This window comes from Chromatiales bacterium 21-64-14 (genome assembly GCA_002255365.1).
Lineage (GTDB): Bacteria > Pseudomonadota > Gammaproteobacteria > 21-64-14 > 21-64-14 > 21-64-14.
Genome location: NCBI01000016.1, coordinates 1 through 15,519 on the forward strand (window position 1 = coordinate 1; position 15,519 = coordinate 15,519).

Annotated in this window: 19 protein-coding genes; 11 read left to right on the forward strand and 8 right to left on the reverse strand. The window is 65.5% G+C overall.

The genetic code is table 11. From position 1 onward, the window contains the following. From B7Z66_08925 to B7Z66_08935, 3 genes are all read right to left on the reverse strand, one after another. Positions 1-182 (reverse strand): aspartyl/glutamyl-tRNA amidotransferase subunit B (locus B7Z66_08925; GenBank protein OYV76378.1); only part of this gene is annotated, 182 nt, incomplete at its 3' end. Between the two features lie 70 nt (positions 183-252). After that, complete coding sequence (locus B7Z66_08930; GenBank protein OYV76323.1) at positions 253-1,704, reverse strand: aspartyl/glutamyl-tRNA amidotransferase subunit A; 1,452 nt, start codon at positions 1,702-1,704, stop codon at positions 253-255. Positions 1,705-1,763: 59 nt separating this feature from the next. Next, a complete protein-coding gene (locus B7Z66_08935) occupies positions 1,764-2,051 on the reverse strand; it encodes an aspartyl/glutamyl-tRNA(Asn/Gln) amidotransferase subunit C (protein OYV76324.1) in 288 nt (95 codons plus the stop codon). Positions 2,052-2,185: 134 nt separating this feature from the next. Between B7Z66_08935 and B7Z66_08940 the strand changes: the two genes are divergently transcribed. From B7Z66_08940 to B7Z66_08990, 11 genes are all read left to right on the forward strand, one after another. Beyond that, complete coding sequence (locus tag B7Z66_08940) at positions 2,186-3,232, forward strand: rod shape-determining protein (GenBank protein ID OYV76325.1); 1,047 nt, start codon at positions 2,186-2,188, stop codon at positions 3,230-3,232. Positions 3,233-3,280: 48 nt separating this feature from the next. After that, positions 3,281-4,159, forward strand: a complete 879-nt coding sequence (locus B7Z66_08945; GenBank protein ID OYV76326.1) for a rod shape-determining protein MreC — start codon at positions 3,281-3,283, stop codon at positions 4,157-4,159. Continuing rightward, positions 4,156-4,644: a rod shape-determining protein MreD gene (locus B7Z66_08950; GenBank protein ID OYV76327.1), complete on the forward strand. Its 489-nt coding sequence runs from the start codon at positions 4,156-4,158 to the stop codon at positions 4,642-4,644. The genes B7Z66_08945 and B7Z66_08950 overlap by 4 nt, the downstream gene beginning before the upstream one ends. Positions 4,645-4,797: 153 nt before the next feature. Beyond that, positions 4,798-6,654: a penicillin-binding protein 2 gene (locus B7Z66_08955; protein ID OYV76328.1), complete on the forward strand. Its 1,857-nt coding sequence runs from the start codon at positions 4,798-4,800 to the stop codon at positions 6,652-6,654. Further along, positions 6,651-7,787 (forward strand): rod shape-determining protein RodA, encoded by a 1,137-nt coding sequence (locus B7Z66_08960; GenBank protein ID OYV76329.1) that lies wholly within the window; start codon positions 6,651-6,653, stop codon positions 7,785-7,787. The genes B7Z66_08955 and B7Z66_08960 overlap by 4 nt, the downstream gene beginning before the upstream one ends. Positions 7,788-7,810: 23 nt before the next feature. Next, positions 7,811-8,845, forward strand: a complete 1,035-nt coding sequence (locus B7Z66_08965) for a lytic murein transglycosylase B (GenBank protein OYV76379.1) — start codon at positions 7,811-7,813, stop codon at positions 8,843-8,845. Then, positions 8,842-9,741, forward strand: coding sequence for a hypothetical protein (locus B7Z66_08970; protein OYV76330.1), 900 nt, complete (start codon positions 8,842-8,844; stop codon positions 9,739-9,741). Before B7Z66_08965 ends, B7Z66_08970 begins: the two co-directional genes overlap by 4 nt. Before the next feature lie 225 nt (positions 9,742-9,966). After that, on the forward strand, positions 9,967-11,127 hold the full coding sequence (locus tag B7Z66_08975) for a serine-type D-Ala-D-Ala carboxypeptidase (GenBank protein OYV76331.1): 1,161 nt from the start codon (positions 9,967-9,969) through the stop codon (positions 11,125-11,127). A gap of 48 nt (positions 11,128-11,175) precedes the next feature. Next, positions 11,176-12,030 carry a D-amino acid aminotransferase gene (locus tag B7Z66_08980; protein ID OYV76332.1) on the forward strand — a complete coding sequence of 285 codons (855 nt, stop codon included), beginning with the start codon at positions 11,176-11,178 and terminating at the stop codon, positions 12,028-12,030. A gap of 85 nt (positions 12,031-12,115) precedes the next feature. Next, positions 12,116-12,385, forward strand: coding sequence for a transcriptional regulator (locus B7Z66_08985; protein OYV76333.1), 270 nt, complete (start codon positions 12,116-12,118; stop codon positions 12,383-12,385). A 7-nt stretch (positions 12,386-12,392) separates the two neighbouring features. Beyond that, positions 12,393-13,070 (forward strand): octanoyltransferase, encoded by a 678-nt coding sequence (locus B7Z66_08990; GenBank protein OYV76334.1) that lies wholly within the window; start codon positions 12,393-12,395, stop codon positions 13,068-13,070. Here the strand turns inward: B7Z66_08990 and B7Z66_08995 are convergent. The 5 genes from B7Z66_08995 to B7Z66_09015 form a co-directional block, all read right to left on the reverse strand. Next, positions 13,049-13,507 carry a hypothetical protein gene (locus B7Z66_08995; GenBank protein ID OYV76335.1) on the reverse strand — a complete coding sequence of 153 codons (459 nt, stop codon included), beginning with the start codon at positions 13,505-13,507 and terminating at the stop codon, positions 13,049-13,051. The genes B7Z66_08990 and B7Z66_08995 overlap by 22 nt on opposite strands. 9 nt (positions 13,508-13,516) lie before the next feature. Further along, positions 13,517-13,705 (reverse strand): hypothetical protein, encoded by a 189-nt coding sequence (locus B7Z66_09000; protein ID OYV76336.1) that lies wholly within the window; start codon positions 13,703-13,705, stop codon positions 13,517-13,519. Positions 13,706-13,838: 133 nt separating this feature from the next. Beyond that, positions 13,839-14,327, reverse strand: a complete 489-nt coding sequence (locus B7Z66_09005; protein ID OYV76337.1) for a hypothetical protein — start codon at positions 14,325-14,327, stop codon at positions 13,839-13,841. 62 nt (positions 14,328-14,389) lie between these two features. Then, positions 14,390-14,800, reverse strand: coding sequence for a hypothetical protein (locus B7Z66_09010; protein OYV76338.1), 411 nt, complete (start codon positions 14,798-14,800; stop codon positions 14,390-14,392). A gap of 142 nt (positions 14,801-14,942) precedes the next feature. Continuing rightward, the gene (locus B7Z66_09015) at positions 14,943-15,284 is read right to left on the reverse strand and encodes a hypothetical protein (GenBank protein ID OYV76339.1); all 342 of its coding nucleotides are present in this window, start codon (positions 15,282-15,284) and stop codon (positions 14,943-14,945) included. Positions 15,285-15,519: the final 235 nt, after the last annotated feature.

Sequence of the window (15,519 nt, forward strand, 5' to 3'; positions counted from 1 at the left end):
ACGGCCATGCGCACCGCCGCCTCGTTGAGCACCGGCAACACCCCCGGAAATCCCAGATCCACGGCGCAGGCCTGGGTATTGGGTAGCGCCCCATAGGCAGTGGCCGCGGATGAAAAGATCTTGCTACGCGTGGCGAGTTGCGCGTGTATCTCCAACCCGATGACGACTTCCCACTCTGCCATGACCGTCCCGCTTTCCGATTCCTGCGTGCTACACGCCACCCCAGCCGATATCACGACCGTTGGGCCTACACTAAAATCCCGGTGGTACCCGCCGGTGCCAGTCAGTAACCTGTTGGTACTGGTGGGCTGCATTCAGCAGCCGCCCTTCCTGGAAGTAGTCTCCGATCAACTGCAGGCCCACCGGCAAACCGTCCACGAACCCGGCTGGGAGCGACAGGGCCGGCAGGCCCGCCAAGTTCACCGCGATGGTATAGAGATCCGACAGGTACATGGTCACCGGGTCGTCCATCCGTTCCCCCAGGCGGAACGCCACCGTGGGGGAAGTGGGCCCCATGATCACGTCCACCTCCCGGAAAGCGCTCTGGAAGTCGTCGCGGATCAGGCGGCGCAATTGTTGGGCCTTGCGGTAATAGGCATCGTAGTAGCCCGCCGACAGGACGTAGGTGCCCACCAGGATGCGCCGCTTCACCTCCGCGCCGAAGCCCTCCCCCCGTGACCGCGTGTACAGGTCCTCCAGGTTTTCCGGGGCCTCGCAACGATAGCCGAAGCGCACCCCGTCGAAGCGCGACAGGTTGGAAGAACACTCCGCTGGGGCGATCACGTAGTAGGCCGGGACCGAAAGGCGGGTGTTGGGGAGGCTGATCTCCCGCACCTCGGCCCCCAGACGGCGATACTCCGCCACCGCCTCCTCCACCACCCGGCCCACGCGCGCCTCCAGCCCTGCGGAGAAGTATTCCTTCGGAAGGCCCACCCGCAACCCCGCCAGTGGCGCCGCCAGCGGCGCCGCGTAATCCGGCACCGGGTGATCCACGCAGGTGGAATCCCGCGGATCGAAACCGGCCATGGCCCCCAACAGCCAAGCCAGGTCCTCGGCGCAGCGCGCCATGGGCCCGCCCTGGTCGAGGCTGGAGGCAAAGGCGATCATCCCGTAGCGCGACACCCGTCCGTAGGTGGGCTTGAGGCCGGTGATCCCGCACAAGGCCGCGGGCTGGCGGATGGATCCCCCGGTGTCGGTCCCAGTGGCGGCGGGCACCAGCCGCGCCGCCAGCGCGGCGGCGGAACCGCCGGACGATCCGCCGGGGACGGTCTCCGTGTCCCAGGGATTGCGTACCGGCCCGTAATAGCTGGTCTCGCTGGAGGAGCCCATGGCGAACTCGTCCATGTTGGTCTTGCCCAGCATCACCATCCCGGCGTCTTGGAGCCGCTCGGTGACCGCGGATTCGTAGGGCGCGGTGAAGTTATCCAGCATCCGCGAGCCGCAACTGGTACGCACACCCAGGGTACAGAAGATGTCCTTGTGGGCAATCGGCACGCCGGTGAGGGGCCCGGCCTCTCCCGCGGCGCGCCGCCGATCCGCACGCCGCGCGGCCTCCAGCGCCTGGGGCGCGGTCACGGTGACGAAGCTGTTGAGCCGCGGGTCGAGCCGCTCCACCCGGTCGAGCAAGGTGCGGGTAAGTTCCTCGCTGGAGAACTCGCGCGCCGCGAGCCCGGCGGACAATTCAGTGACGGTCTTGTTGTGCATGCGGTTTCCAGGCATTCATTCGCCGGGCGGACGCGCGCCGCCGGCACACGGGTCAAGGCTTATTCGATAACCTTGGGTACCAGATAGAACCCGCCCTCCACCTTGGGTGCCACCGTCTGGAAATGCGCCCGCTGATCCGTTTCCGTGACCTGATCCGGACGCAGGCGCTGGATCGCCTCCAGCGGATGGGCCATGGGCTCCACGTCGCGGGTCTCTACCGCGTTCATCTGCTCCACGAACTCCAGGATGCGGGAGAGGTTGCGGCCATATTCGTCCATGTCCTGCGCGCGGACCGCGATACGCGCCAGCCGCGCGATCTTCTTCACTTCGGAGGGTCCCAGTGCCATCGCTTCCGTCCGTATCACACGCCGAGTATCGGGGCTCCCGAGCCACAGCCGGTTATCATACCTGCGTCCTTGCCCAAAATCGCCCCCGCTGCTAGAGTATCGGCACATCACGCGCTGGAGGCGGAACACGTCCTATGTTCAAACGCTTATGGGGGCTTTTCTCCAACGATCTGTCCATTGACCTGGGTACCGCCAACACCCTCATCTACGTCCGGGGCCAGGGGATCGTACTCAACGAGCCGTCGGTGGTGGCGATCCGCCAAGACCGGGGGCCAGGTGGTCCGCGTTCAATCGCCGCGGTGGGTATCGAGGCCAAGCGGATGCTCGGCCGCACCCCGGGCAACATCACCGCGATCCGACCTCTCAAGGAGGGCGTCATCGCGGACTTCACCGTCACCGAGAAGATGTTGCAGTACTTCATCCGCAAGGTGCATGAAAACAAGGTATTCCGCCCCAGCCCCCGCGTCCTGGTGTGCGTCCCCTGCGGCTCCACCCAAGTGGAGCGGCGCGCGATCCGCGAGTCCGCGGCCGGCGCCGGGGCCCGCGAGGTCTACCTGATAGAAGAGCCCATGGCGGCGGCGATCGGGGCCGGCCTGCCAGTGGAAGAGGCGCGGGGTTCCATGGTACTGGACATCGGCGGCGGCACCTCGGAAGTGGCGGTGATCTCCCTGAACGGCATCGTCTATTCCGCCTCGGTACGCATCGGTGGTGACAAATTCGACGACGCCATCGCCAACTACGTGCGGCGCAACTACGGGACGTTGATCGGGGAGACCACTGCGGAGCGCATCAAACACGAGATCGGATCCGCGTTCCCGGGGAACGAGGTGCGCGAAATCGAGGTCAAAGGACGTAATCTGGCCGAAGGCGTGCCGCGCAGTTTCACGCTCAACAGCAACGAGATCCTGGAAGCGCTGCAGGAACCGCTTTCGGGCATCGTGGGCGCGGTGAGGACCGCGCTCGAACAAACGCCGCCGGAACTGGGCTCGGACGTGGCCGAACGCGGGATCGTGCTCACCGGCGGGGGCGCCCTGCTGCGCGACCTGGACCGGCTCCTGATGGAAGAGACCGGGCTGCCGGTGGTGGTGGCAGAGGACCCCCTCACGTGCGTGGCACGGGGCGGTGGCCGCGCCCTGGAACTGATCAGCGAGCATGGCAGCGACTTCTTCCTGGTCGATTGATATGGCGTTCCGTCCGGCCGGGAACGCGGGGTTGTACCGATAAAGCTGCTGTTCACACAAGGCCCATCCATCACTTCGCGGCTGGTGGTGTTCGCGCTGGCCTCGATACTATTGATGACCGTGGATCACCGTGCTCACCATCTCGAGTCCCTGCGCAGCGCGCTCTCGGTGGTGGTATACCCATTGGAATACCTGGTCGATCTGCCGGTGGCCATCGGGCGCTGGACTTCCGAGAACATGACCTCGCGCCGTCACCTCCTGGAAGAGAACTCAGCGCTACGCACTCAACAGTTCATACTCAAAACCGAGCTCCAGAGGATGTCGGCCCTGGAGGCGGAGAACCAGCGACTGCGTGTCCTGCGCCGGTCCTCGGCCCAGGTGAGCGGCAGAATCCGCATCGCAGAGATCATGGCCGTCGATCTGGACCCCTACAAGCATCATGTGACCATCAACCGGGGCAGCCTGGATGGGGTGTGCGTGGGGCAACCGATCCTCGACGCCGACGGCGTCATGGGGCAAGTAATCCATGTCGGCCCGCTGAGCGCCACGGCGGTGCTGATTACCGACGTCAGCAGCGCGATCCCGGTGCAAGTCAACCGAAATGGCCTGCGCGCCATTGCGATGGGCACCGGGAACATCGGCCGATTGGACCTGCCCCACCTGCCCAACAATGCCGATATCCGCGTCGGAGATCTGCTGGTCACCTCCGGGCTGGGCGGGCGCTTCCCGTTGGGTTATCCGGTGGCGCGCGTCTCCGCCGTCCGTCACGACCCGGGTGAACCCTTCGCGAACGTTACCGCCATCCCCACGGCGCACTTGGAACGCAGCCGCGAAGTGATGCTGGTCTGGCCGGAAACGGGCCCCTGCGGGACCAATTCCGTAGCCCCCGCTACGCGGCCCCGGTCCGCCGCCGCGGGCCACCGATGATCCTTGCCCGTCATCACGGCGGTTGGGTAATCGTGCTCAGCTTTGTGGCGGCGATGGCGCTCACCATCCTGCCGCTGCCCGGCTCGGCCGAGCTGTTCCGGCCGGAATGGACCGCGCTGGTACTCGTCTACTGGTGCCTGGCGCTCCCGGAACGGGTCGGGGTGGGCATCGCCTGGCTGGCCGGGCTGCTGACGGACGTGCTGAAGGGCGGGTTGATGGGTGAGCACGCCCTCGGGCTGACCGTGGTCGCATTCCTCACTCTGAAACTGCACCAGCGAATCCGGGTCTATCCCATGTGGCAGCAAGCCCTGAGCGTGCTGGTGCTGCTAGCGCTATACCAGCTTGTGCTGCTATGGATAAACGGGATCATCGGGCATCCCGCCCGCACCTGGCTCTACTGGGCGCCGTCCGTCACTGGGACCATGCTGTGGCCCGCGGTGTTTCTGGTCCTGCGGGGCCTGCGCCGACGGTTCCGCGTCGCTTGAACCCGCATGAGGCTGATCGGGTCGTGGCCCACGATCGGCAGTGGTTGAGGTGATCGTGATCTCCTGCTTCGCTCCCAACGCCTCCGGACACCGCGTTCAGGCGGCGCCATTCCCCGGCGCCCGAGTCCGTGCGTCGTCCCCGGACCCCGCCTGATGGCCGGTCGCATCACCATCAAGGACTATCTGGCGGAGAGTCAGATAATGATCGCCCGCGCCACCTGGGCCGTGGTAATCGTCGGCCTGCTGATCGCGGCGCTGGTAGGACGTCTGATATACCTGCAGGTGCTGTCCCACGAGCGCTACGCCACCCTGTCCAAGGAAAACAGTGTCAAGCTCCTGCCGATTCCGCCGACCCGGGGCCTGATCTATGACCGCAACGGGGTGGTGCTGGCGGAAAATATCCCTACCTATAGTCTTGAAATCACCCCCGAACAGGTCAAACGCCTAAGCCGGACCATCGCCGAACTGCGCAAGTTCATTGCCATCAGCGCCAGTGACATCCAGAGCTTCCGCCGGTTAATGACCCAGAAACCGAGCTTCGAGAGCATCCCGCTGCGGTTTCGTTTGAGTGACCGGGAGGTGGCCCGCTTCGCGGTAAACCGCTGGCGTTTCCCCGGCGTGGAGGTGGTGGCCCGGCTGAGCCGCGACTACCCACTGGGACCGCTGGCGGTGCATGTCCTGGGCTACGTAGGCCGCATCGACGTATCCGAGTTGAAACGGCTGGACACCACCGCCTACGCCGGCACCTCCCATATCGGGAAGGTGGGCCTCGAACAGTCCTACGAAGCGCTGTTGCACGGGGATGTGGGGCTGGAACAGGTGGAGGTAAATGCCCAGGGGCGAGCGCTGCGGGTTCTGCAACGCGACAATCCCACCCCGGGGGAGAACCTGTACCTGACCCTGAATGCCAAACTCCAGGCCACGGCCGAACAGGCCATGGGGGACTACGATGGGGCGGTGGTCGCCCTGGACCCCAACAACGGCGACGTGCTGGCCTTGGTCAGTACGCCCACTTATGATCCCAACGCTTTCGTCAACGGTATCGATCCGAAGGCCTATAAGGCGTTGCAAGATGACCGTAGGCGCCCGCTGTTCAACCGGTCGACCCGGGGGATGTACCCGCCGGGCTCCACCATCAAGCCCTTCATGGCCCTTGCCGGGCTGGAAGACAACGTGGTCACACCGTCCACCACTGTATTTTGTCCGGGTTATTACCAGTTGCCCGGTGACAGCCACAAATACCGGGACTGGAAGCGATGGGGACACGGCCTGGTGAACCTGAATTCGGCCATCGTGCAATCCTGCGACGTGTATTTTTACGGCTTGGCCCATGCCCTCGGCATCGACCGCATGCACGCCTTTCTGAGCCGCTTCGGTTTCGGCGCCGACACCGGGGTGGATCTGCCCGGCGAGAAACCCGGCCTGCTGCCGTCCCGGGCGTGGAAGCGCCGCGCCCGGAATGAGCCGTGGTACCCAGGAGAAACCTTGATCAACGGAATCGGCCAGGGTTTCACCCTGATCACGCCACTCCAGCTCGCGGTCGCCACCGCGACCCTGGCCACCCGCGGCGAGCGCATCATCCCCCATTTACTCTACGCCACCCAGAACCCACGGAACGGCAAGCTGACCGTGGCCCCCCCCCAGCACCGGCCCTCCATCCTGTTGTCCAATCCGGATTACTGGACCGATGTGATCACCGACATGACCGATGTGATCAGTAGTATCCACGGTACCGCCCACCGGGCCGGAGAGGGGGCGAAATACACCATTGCCGGCAAGACCGGCACCGCACAGGTGTTCGGCGTGAGCCAGAACGACGAGTATGATGAAAAGAACCTGCCGTGGAGGTTGCGCGATCACGCCCTGTTCATCGGCTTCGCCCCGGCGGAAAAACCAAAGATCGTTGTTGTCGTGGTGGTGGAACACGGCGGCGGCGGCGGCGCTGTGGCGGCGCCCATCGCGCGCAAGGTGATGGATGAATACCTGGTGAACGAAGGTCAAGGTCAATGATCCCAAGGATCACCATCGGCGGGGCCGAACGCGACCGCGGACCGGGGCTGCGCTGGGTCACCTCGGGTCTGCACCTGGACCCGCCGCTGCTCGTGGGGGCACTGACGGTGGCCGCCATCGGCCTCACGATCCTCTACAGCGCCACTGATCAGGATATCCAGCACGTCTGGCACCAGGTGCTGCGCCTGGGAATCGCCACGGTCGTGATGCTGGTGCTGGCCCAGGTGCCTCCCCATTTCCTCAAGCGCATCACCCCGGCGGTATTCGTCACGGGCATGCTGCTGCTGATCGCGGTACTAATCTTTGGATATACCGGGAAGGGAGCGCAACGCTGGCTGAACCTGGGGTTCTTCCGGTTCCAACCCGCCGAAATGATGAAACTCGCGGTGCCGATGATGATCGCGTGGTATCTGGACGACAAGGCCCTGCCGCCGAACCGCCTGCGCCTGTTCATCGCCTTAGTGATGATCCTGATACCTACCGCTCTGATCGCAAAACAGCCGGATCTCGGTACCGCTCTGTTGGTCGCCGGCGCGGGCTTCTTCGTGCTGTTCCTCGCCGGGATGCGTTGGCGCGTGATCGTCGCCCTGCTGCTGCTGAGCGCCGCCCTGATCCCGCTCCTGTGGCATTTCATGCACGGCTACCAGCGCCAGCGGGTCCTGATCTTCCTCAATCCGGAGAGCGACCCCCTCGGCGCCGGCTACCATATCATCCAGTCGATGATCGCCTTGGGTTCCGGAGGACTCTACGGCAAGGGTTGGCTGAACGGCACCCAGTCCCACTTGGAGTTCCTGCCGGAACGCTCTACCGACTTCATCCTGGCGGTGTTCGGCGAGGAATTCGGACTGTTCGGCATCCTGGTGCTCCTCGCCTTGTACCTCTTCATTGTGGTGCGCGGCCTCTATATTGCCACCCAGGCGCAGACCACCTATGCGCGGCTGCTGGGCGGCGCCGTCGCCCTGACCTTCTTCCTCTACGTGTTCGTCAACGCCGGCATGGTAACCGGGCTCCTGCCGGTGGTCGGACTGCCACTGCCGCTGGTCAGCTATGGCGGTACGTCGTTGGTGACCATAATGGCGGGATTCGGTATCCTGATGTCGATCCACACCCACCGGAAGCTGCTGCCGACGTGAGCCCATCCGATATCTCAGGTCTGATGACCCGCGTGCTGCGGCGCGCGGCCCATCCGTGCCGGATCCTGGTGGCCGGAGCGCTGTTGGGGATCGGGTTGCCGTCGGGTTGCGCCTATTCCTCCGCCAACCGCGCTCCGATACCGCAGCATGAACTGCAACCGTTCGTGGCGGAAATGGTCCGCGACCACGGGTTCTCCCGACCCCAGCTCGATGCGCTGTTCGCGAAGGCCCGGATCCTGCCCGGCGTGCTGGCCGCGATGCAGCGGCCCGCCGAGGCACTGCCTTGGTACCGCTACCGCGCCATATTTCTGACGCCGTCGCGGATCCAGGGTGGTGCGGTCTTCTGGGATCGCTACGCCGATATCCTGCAACGCGCCCAGCAGCGCTATGGGGTACCGCCGCAGATCGTTACCGGCATCATCGGGGTGGAGACCCGCTACGGCAGCCATGTCGGCACGATCCCGGTGCTGGATTCCCTCACCACCCTGGCATTCGACTATCCACCACGCAGCGCGTTCTTTCGCAGCGAGCTCGCGCAGTTCCTGCTGCTCACCCGAGACAACCACTTAGATCCTCTGGCGATCAAGGGCTCCTATGCCGGCGCCATGGGCATGCCGCAGTTCATCTCTAGCAGCTACCGACGCTACGCGGTGGATTTCGACGGCGACGGCCGGCGCGACTTGCTCAACAGTCCCGCCGACGCCATCGGTAGCGTCGCCAACTATCTCAACGCGCACGGCTGGACCGCGGGAGCGCCCGTGGCCGTCCGAGTACGCGTAAGCGGCGACCGCTACCAGGATCTACTGAAGAACAATGACCCGACCCCACGCTACACGCTGGCCGAGTTGAGCAACTTCGGCGTCGTTGCGGCGGATCCCGCTCCCCAGGACCAACCGGTTGCCCTACTGCGTCTGAAAGGACCTCAAGGCGATGAGTACTGGGCCGGTTTCCACAACTTCTATGTCATCACCCGTTATAACCATAGCGCCTTGTACGCCATGGCCGTGTTCCAGTTGAGCCGGGAGATCCGCGCCGCCCGGGACCGACGCAACCCATGACCCGGCGCTGGATCCGGCACACATCCCTGGGATGGGTGCTAATCTGGGCGGGGGCCCTGCTGCTGACGGGTTGCGGCACTATGCCGTTGCGCAGCGACGGTGGTCCTTCGCGGCCAGTAGACGTGGCGGCCATTCCCAACGCGGTACCGCGGGTGGAACCACTCAGCCGCTTTGGTAATCCATCATCCTACGTGGTCTACGGCCGGCGTTACTACGTAATGGCCAGCAGCGAGGGCTTCGTGCAGCGCGGGATCGCCTCCTGGTACGGGACCAAGTTTTACGGCCGGCGCACCGCCAGCGGCGAACCCTACAACATGTATGCGATGACCGCCGCGCACCGCACACTTCCCATCCCAACCTTCATCCGGGTCACCAACCTGCGCAACCACCGCTGGGTAATCGTGCGGGTCAACGACCGCGGACCGTTCGCCCGCAACCGCATCCTGGATCTGTCCTGGGCCGCGGCCGCCAAGCTCGGGATGCTCGGACAGGGGACCGCGCCGGTGGAGATCCGCGCCATCGACCCGCGCCATCCCCCGGCACGCCCGCAAATTACCGAACAGCCGGCGCTGCCCGTCCGGATCGCCGCCGCTGAGCCGGATCCGCCGGCGCAACCGGCGCGGCACGAACCATCCCGCGTCGCGCCCGGCGATACGCATCATGGGCCGTACTACCTGCAGGTGGGCGCATTCACGAATCGGGGGAACGCCGAACGGCTCCGTGCACGACTGGTAAAGGCGAATCTATCCGATGTGGAAATCCTCTCCAGCTATCGGCACCGCGTGCGCCTCTACCGGGTTCGGATCGGACCGCTGGAGACGGTACGGGAAGCGGACCATATGGCCCACACCCTGCTGCGCTATGGTGTACGCCAACCACAGTTGGTGGCCGACTGAGCCCGCCGCTTCGGCGGGCGCAGAACGTCCCCGGATACCCAAAGATCGGTGGCACCACTCGATGGAAATTTGCGTTACTATTAGCTGCCGTACGGCGGCCACTGTCCGGGCCATCACGGCTCGAACGGACTTCCGGGATCCGCGCCGCCTCCGCCCCCGAAAATCGCACGTCCCGGCGGTTGCCGGTACCGGACCTGCCATCCACCAGTAGAGAGGGAACCGCTCGTGGTGCACCAGCGAATCACTCAAGTGTTGTTTGCCGCCACCGCCCTGCTGTGGGCGAGCCTGCCATCCACCCTGTACGCCGATCCGTTGCCGGTACCATCCGCGCCGCAACTGGCCGCGCGAAGTTATGTCTTGATGGATGCCACCACCGGGAAGATCCTGGCGGAGTCCAAGGGCGACACGCGCGAGCAGCCCGCCAGCCTCACCAAGCTCATGAACGCCTATATCGACTTCCGGGAACTGAAGGCCGGACGCATACACCTCACCGATGAGGTAACCATCAGCAAGAAGGCGTGGCAGACCGGTGGCTCACGCACGTTCGTGCAAGTGGGCACGCAGGTACCGGTGGAAGATCTGATACAGGGGATGGTGGTGCAGTCCGGCAACGACGCCAGCGTGGCCCTTGCCCAATACGTCGCGGGTTCCACGTCGGCCTTCGTGCAGCTCATGAACCAGGCCGCGCAACAATTGGGCATGAAAAACACCCATTTTGCGGACGTCGACGGCCTGCCCAAACCAGACCACTACAGCACCGCCCACGACCTGGCGATACTGACGCGGGCGTTGATCCTCGATTTCCCGGAGTACTACCACTACTTCAAAGAAGGGCACTACACCTTTAACCACATCACACAGTACAACCGCAACCGGCTGCTGTGGCGTGATCCCTCCGTGGACGGCCTCAAGACCGGCCACACCGAGGAGGCGGGATACTGCCTGATCGCTTCGGCCAAGCGCGGCGACATGCGGCTGATCTCCGTGGTGATGGGGGCCGACAGTGACAACGGGCGCGTCACCCAGAGCCAAGCCCTGCTCGACTATGGATTCCGCTTCTATGAAACCCGCACCCTGTACAAGGCGGGCCAGCCGATCACCGAAGCGCGGGTATGGAAAGGCGCGGTGCATCGCGTGCCCCTGGGCGTGTCCCAGGACCTGAGCGTCACCTTTCCACGCGGACAGTCCCAGAGCCTGAAACCCGTCATGGATGTGGACAAGGCCATGGTGGCGCCAGTCACCAAAGGCCAAACCTACGGCCAGGTCAATGTGTCCCTGGGCAAGACCCTGCTGGCCCAGGAGCCGCTGATCGCCCTTCACAGCGTCGCGGAAGGCTCGTTGTGGCAGCGGCTCAAGGACGACGTGCGGATGCGCTTTCATGACTGAGACCCGCGCCGGCGGTGTCCCGGTGCGGGGTGCCCGCAGCCCGCACCCATGAGCATTGCCTATCTCAACGGACGTTTCCTGCCCCTGGAGGAGGCCCGGGTCCCGGTGATGGACCGGGGCTTTCTGTTCGGGGACGGCGTCTACGAAGTCATCCCCGCCTATGGTCCGGGTCTGTTCCGCCTGGACGAACACCTGGCGCGGCTGGAAGCCAGCCTCGCGGGGATTCGCATCGCCAACCCGCACCCCCGGGACCAGTGGGCCGCCATCCTGCAGCAGTTGCTGGAGGCCAATGGAACCGGCGACCGCTCGGTCTACCTCCAGGTCACCCGGGGCGCCGCACCCAAGCGGGATCATGCCTTCCCGGCCGCCGTGACCCCCACGGTCTTCGCATCCGTCAGTCCCATCGGCCCACCGCCGCCGGCGCTGGCAACCGAAGGGGTCGCGGCTGTGACCCGTGAGGACACCCGCTGGAAATATTGTCACATCAAGGCGATCACCCTGCTGGCCAATCTGCTCCTGCGCCAAGAGGCCATCGACGCGGGTTGCGCGGAGGCGATCCTGATCCGCGACGGGGAGGCCACCGAGGGGGCCGCCAGCAATCTGTTCCTGGTGCGCGACGGCGTCTTGCTTACCCCCCCCAAGGGTCCATTTCTGCTGCCGGGCATCACCCGGGACCTGATCCTGGAACTGGCGCGGGAGCATGGCATCGCCGCCCGCGAGACGCCGATTCCCGCCCCATGGCTGGAGAATGCGGAGGAGTTGTGGATCACCAGTTCGACCCGGGAGATCCTGCCCGTGACCCGGCTCGACGGCCGGGCGGTGGGCACCGGCCATCCCGGACCCCAATGGGCGCGGATGCACGCGCTGTTTCAGGACTACAAGGCGCACCTGCGCGCGGGCTGAGGCGCTCCGAAGGCCCGCAACGCGGGTCTGTTTCGCCTCCCGGGTGCCCAGCCGGTACAATGGGATTCTCCGGCGAGGCCTTGCCATGCGTGAACCCCATCCCGCAGCACTGACGTTCCCATGTGAATTCCCCATCAAGGTGCTCGGGGCCGCCACGCCCGATTTCGATCAGCTGGTGGTGACCATCGTGCGGCGCCACGTCCCGGGCCTGGGGGAAGGGGCGGTGCGCACGCGCCCCAGCCGTGGCGGGCGCTATGTCGCCGTCACAGTCACGGTCACCGCCGCCAGCCAGGACCAGTTGGACGCCATCTACTGCGACCTCACGGCCTGCGATCGCATCGCCCTCGTGCTGTAAACCCGCCATGGACGTGCCCACCGCCGATCCGCGTCTCCGCCACCTGGGTCAGGTCGCGTACGAACCGACGTGGCGGGCGATGCAGGCCTTCACGGAACAACGCGGCCCGGACACCCGGGACGAACTGTGGCTGCTGGAACACCCACCGGTGTATACCCTGGGCCTGAACGGGCGCCGTCATCACCTGTTACGCCCCGGGCAGATCCCGGTGGTGCCCTGCGACCGAGGCGGCCAGGTGACCTACCACGGACCCGGTCAACTGGTGGCCTACTGTCTCGTGGATCTGGCGCGCCGCGGCGTCGGCGTCAAGACCTTCGTGCATGGGCTGGAGCAGGCGGTCGTGGATCTGTTGGCGGACTATGGGATCCGCGCCGCCCGTCAGACCGGCGCGCCCGGGGTATACGTGGACGGCGCCAAGATCGCGGCCCTGGGGTTGCGGGTGCGGCGCGGCGCCGCCTATCACGGCCTCAGTCTGAACGTGGCCATGGACCTGGAGCCGTTCCAGCGCATCGATCCGTGCGGACAACCCGGGCTGCGGGTAACCCAGCTGCGGGACCTGGGAGGGCCAGACCGGCTGGCGCCGATTGCCCACGACCTTGCAGGACACCTCACGCGGCAACTCCGCACCCTGCCCGGGGCCACCGTTCCGGTCCCGGAAACGGTTCAGGACGCACGGGCGACATAACGGCCGCGGAACCGCACGGCGATCCGCCCCGGGGCGCATTCGATCCGGGACTCCAGCGCAATGCGCCCCCGTCCACGCCGGGACAGTGCGGCACAGAACCGCTCCCGCGCCGCCAGATCCGGAACCTCGCTGATCGCCACGAGGTCCCCGGTCACCGGCCTGCGGTACTCCACCTGGGCGTCCTGGATCACGACCTGAGCCGGAACCCCGTACGCCTCCACCAGCAGGTGCAGCAGGCCCCACCCAGCCACCGTAGCCAGGGCGTTCAGACTGCCAGCAAAAGCCGTGTGCTGGTGGTTGAGATTGGCGGCCAGAGGCGCACGCAGAACGAGGCGGAAGCCATCATAGGACGCTACGCTCACGCCCATGGCGCGCGTCAGCGGAATCTCGCGGTGCAGGGTGTGTTGCAACGCCACGGTGACCAGGGGTGCCTGCATGCCGGAGCGCTACATGGGCATGCCTATGCGCGCGCCCATCCCCCCCATCAGCATGACGATCAGGGATCCGATCGCCGCCAGGATGAACAACGCCGGGATCGAGGCGATCGCCCACTTCACCATGAACACCACCATGGACCAAAACGGCATACGCACATCCACCACCACTACGCGGTTGTTGTCCGGTTCCGATCCCATTCCGGTTGACTCCTGTGTTGTATTTGGACCCCTGCGCACCGGCCGGTATTACCGCAACGCCGCCCGTGCCGTCGGCTGCGCCCGCACCGCGCACCACGCTGGGGCCGAAGCACGGCTACGGCGCGGGGCCGGCTCAGCCCGCAGCGCTCACCGCGCACCGCACTGCGGAGCCACGCAGCGTGCGGATCACCAGCCCCATGGGTATCGCGAAGGCCAACACCAGCACGCATCCCAGCACCAGGCCCGGGGTGCGATAGGGCGCGAGGTCCACGGCGACGCCGGCCACCGAGCCGCCCGCAGTGATGGCGCTCCACGCCAGCCACCAATACACCGCGCCCGCCAGGATATACGCCAAGGACAACCAGGACAGGGCTTCCAGGCAGGCGCGTGCCCAGGCACGCAAGCGCAGGAAGTCGATCCCCGCGAGGATCGCCAAGGCCGCGCTACCCAATTGGAACACCCCCAACGCGTCAGCATGGTGGGCCATGAACAGGGGTAGAGCCAAGGCCACCGTGGTATGGGGCGAGAGTTGCGCCTGCCCAAGCAATCCCCGCACCATGCCGGCGCCGAACCACCCGGCCACCGCCGAGTATGCGTTCATGACCCCGGTGAGGATCCACATCCAGGCGATGAGGCGCACTCCCGGCGGTCGCACAGTCGGTGCCTTAACCACTGGAATCTGCCCTAACGCGCACCGGCCATGCGCAACCACGCCGCCGCCGCAAGCCCCCACACCGCGTTGAAGAACACCACAAAGGCCGGAGTCCAGGCGCCCAGTTCCAGGCCCCACATACCCTTATGGGCCTTCATGGGAAACACCACCAGGAGCTGCACTGCGGTGGGGACCAAGCTAAACAGTAATCCGCGCACCCAGGTCTTTCCGGCCAACACCGGCAACAGGAACAGCGCCGCCCAGATGCCCCCCCAAACGATGCGTGGATACAGCCACCCCGGGTGCCACCCAGGCGCGATGTGGACACCGAACCGCTGGGTGATCCCCTGCGCTCCGAAGCCCCACACCGCCACGCTGTTCAGCAGCCCGCCGATACATCCCGCAGCGAACACTGTGCTCAGCCGGGTCGTCAGATTTCGCATGGCTCACCCCTCCGTACTGGCCGCCCGCGAGCGGCGTAGCCCTCGCGGTAGCCTACCCGTAAAACAGCCCGCCCCACCAGCCCGCAGGCCGCGGGAATGCGCCTGAAAAATATAGTTTAGACAATGACGTTTCCGTCGGGGGTTACACGTCGAGCATCAATTTGAGGGGCTTGCGCATGCCTGCGATCTTGCAGGCCTGTTGACCGTAGCCGTAGGGAAACAGGTCATGAAGAGCGCGGCGGGTACCGCGTTCCTTGCCGAGCCGCTCGCCCATCATCTTCAACACCGTACGGGCCTCAGGAACGGTCTGGCGCTCTTCGAAGTACTCGCGCACGAATTCCACCACCGTCCAGCGGTCTGCGGTCAGATCCAGATTTTCGCCTTGAGCAATGAATTCGGCCACCCCACGGTTCCACTCGGAGGGATCAAGCAGGAATCCCTCCTGGTCGGTGGCCAGGGTCTTACCGTCCACTTGGATGGGCATAGGTTCTCTCTCCTTGAACGGATGTAGAAAAAGTTCCGGGTCAAGTAGCGGCCGCAGCAGGGCAGCACGGTGGTAACACGGGGCGGGGAACGTGCATAGGTGCCCTCACCCCCGAAGGCCCGCGTCCTTGCGGGGCACCCGGTTCGCCGCCTCCGCGCCGCCATGTCCGATCAATAGCATTGGTGCCAAGCCGGATCAATATCATAATGGCGATATAGGCTTATGTCTTTAGGGG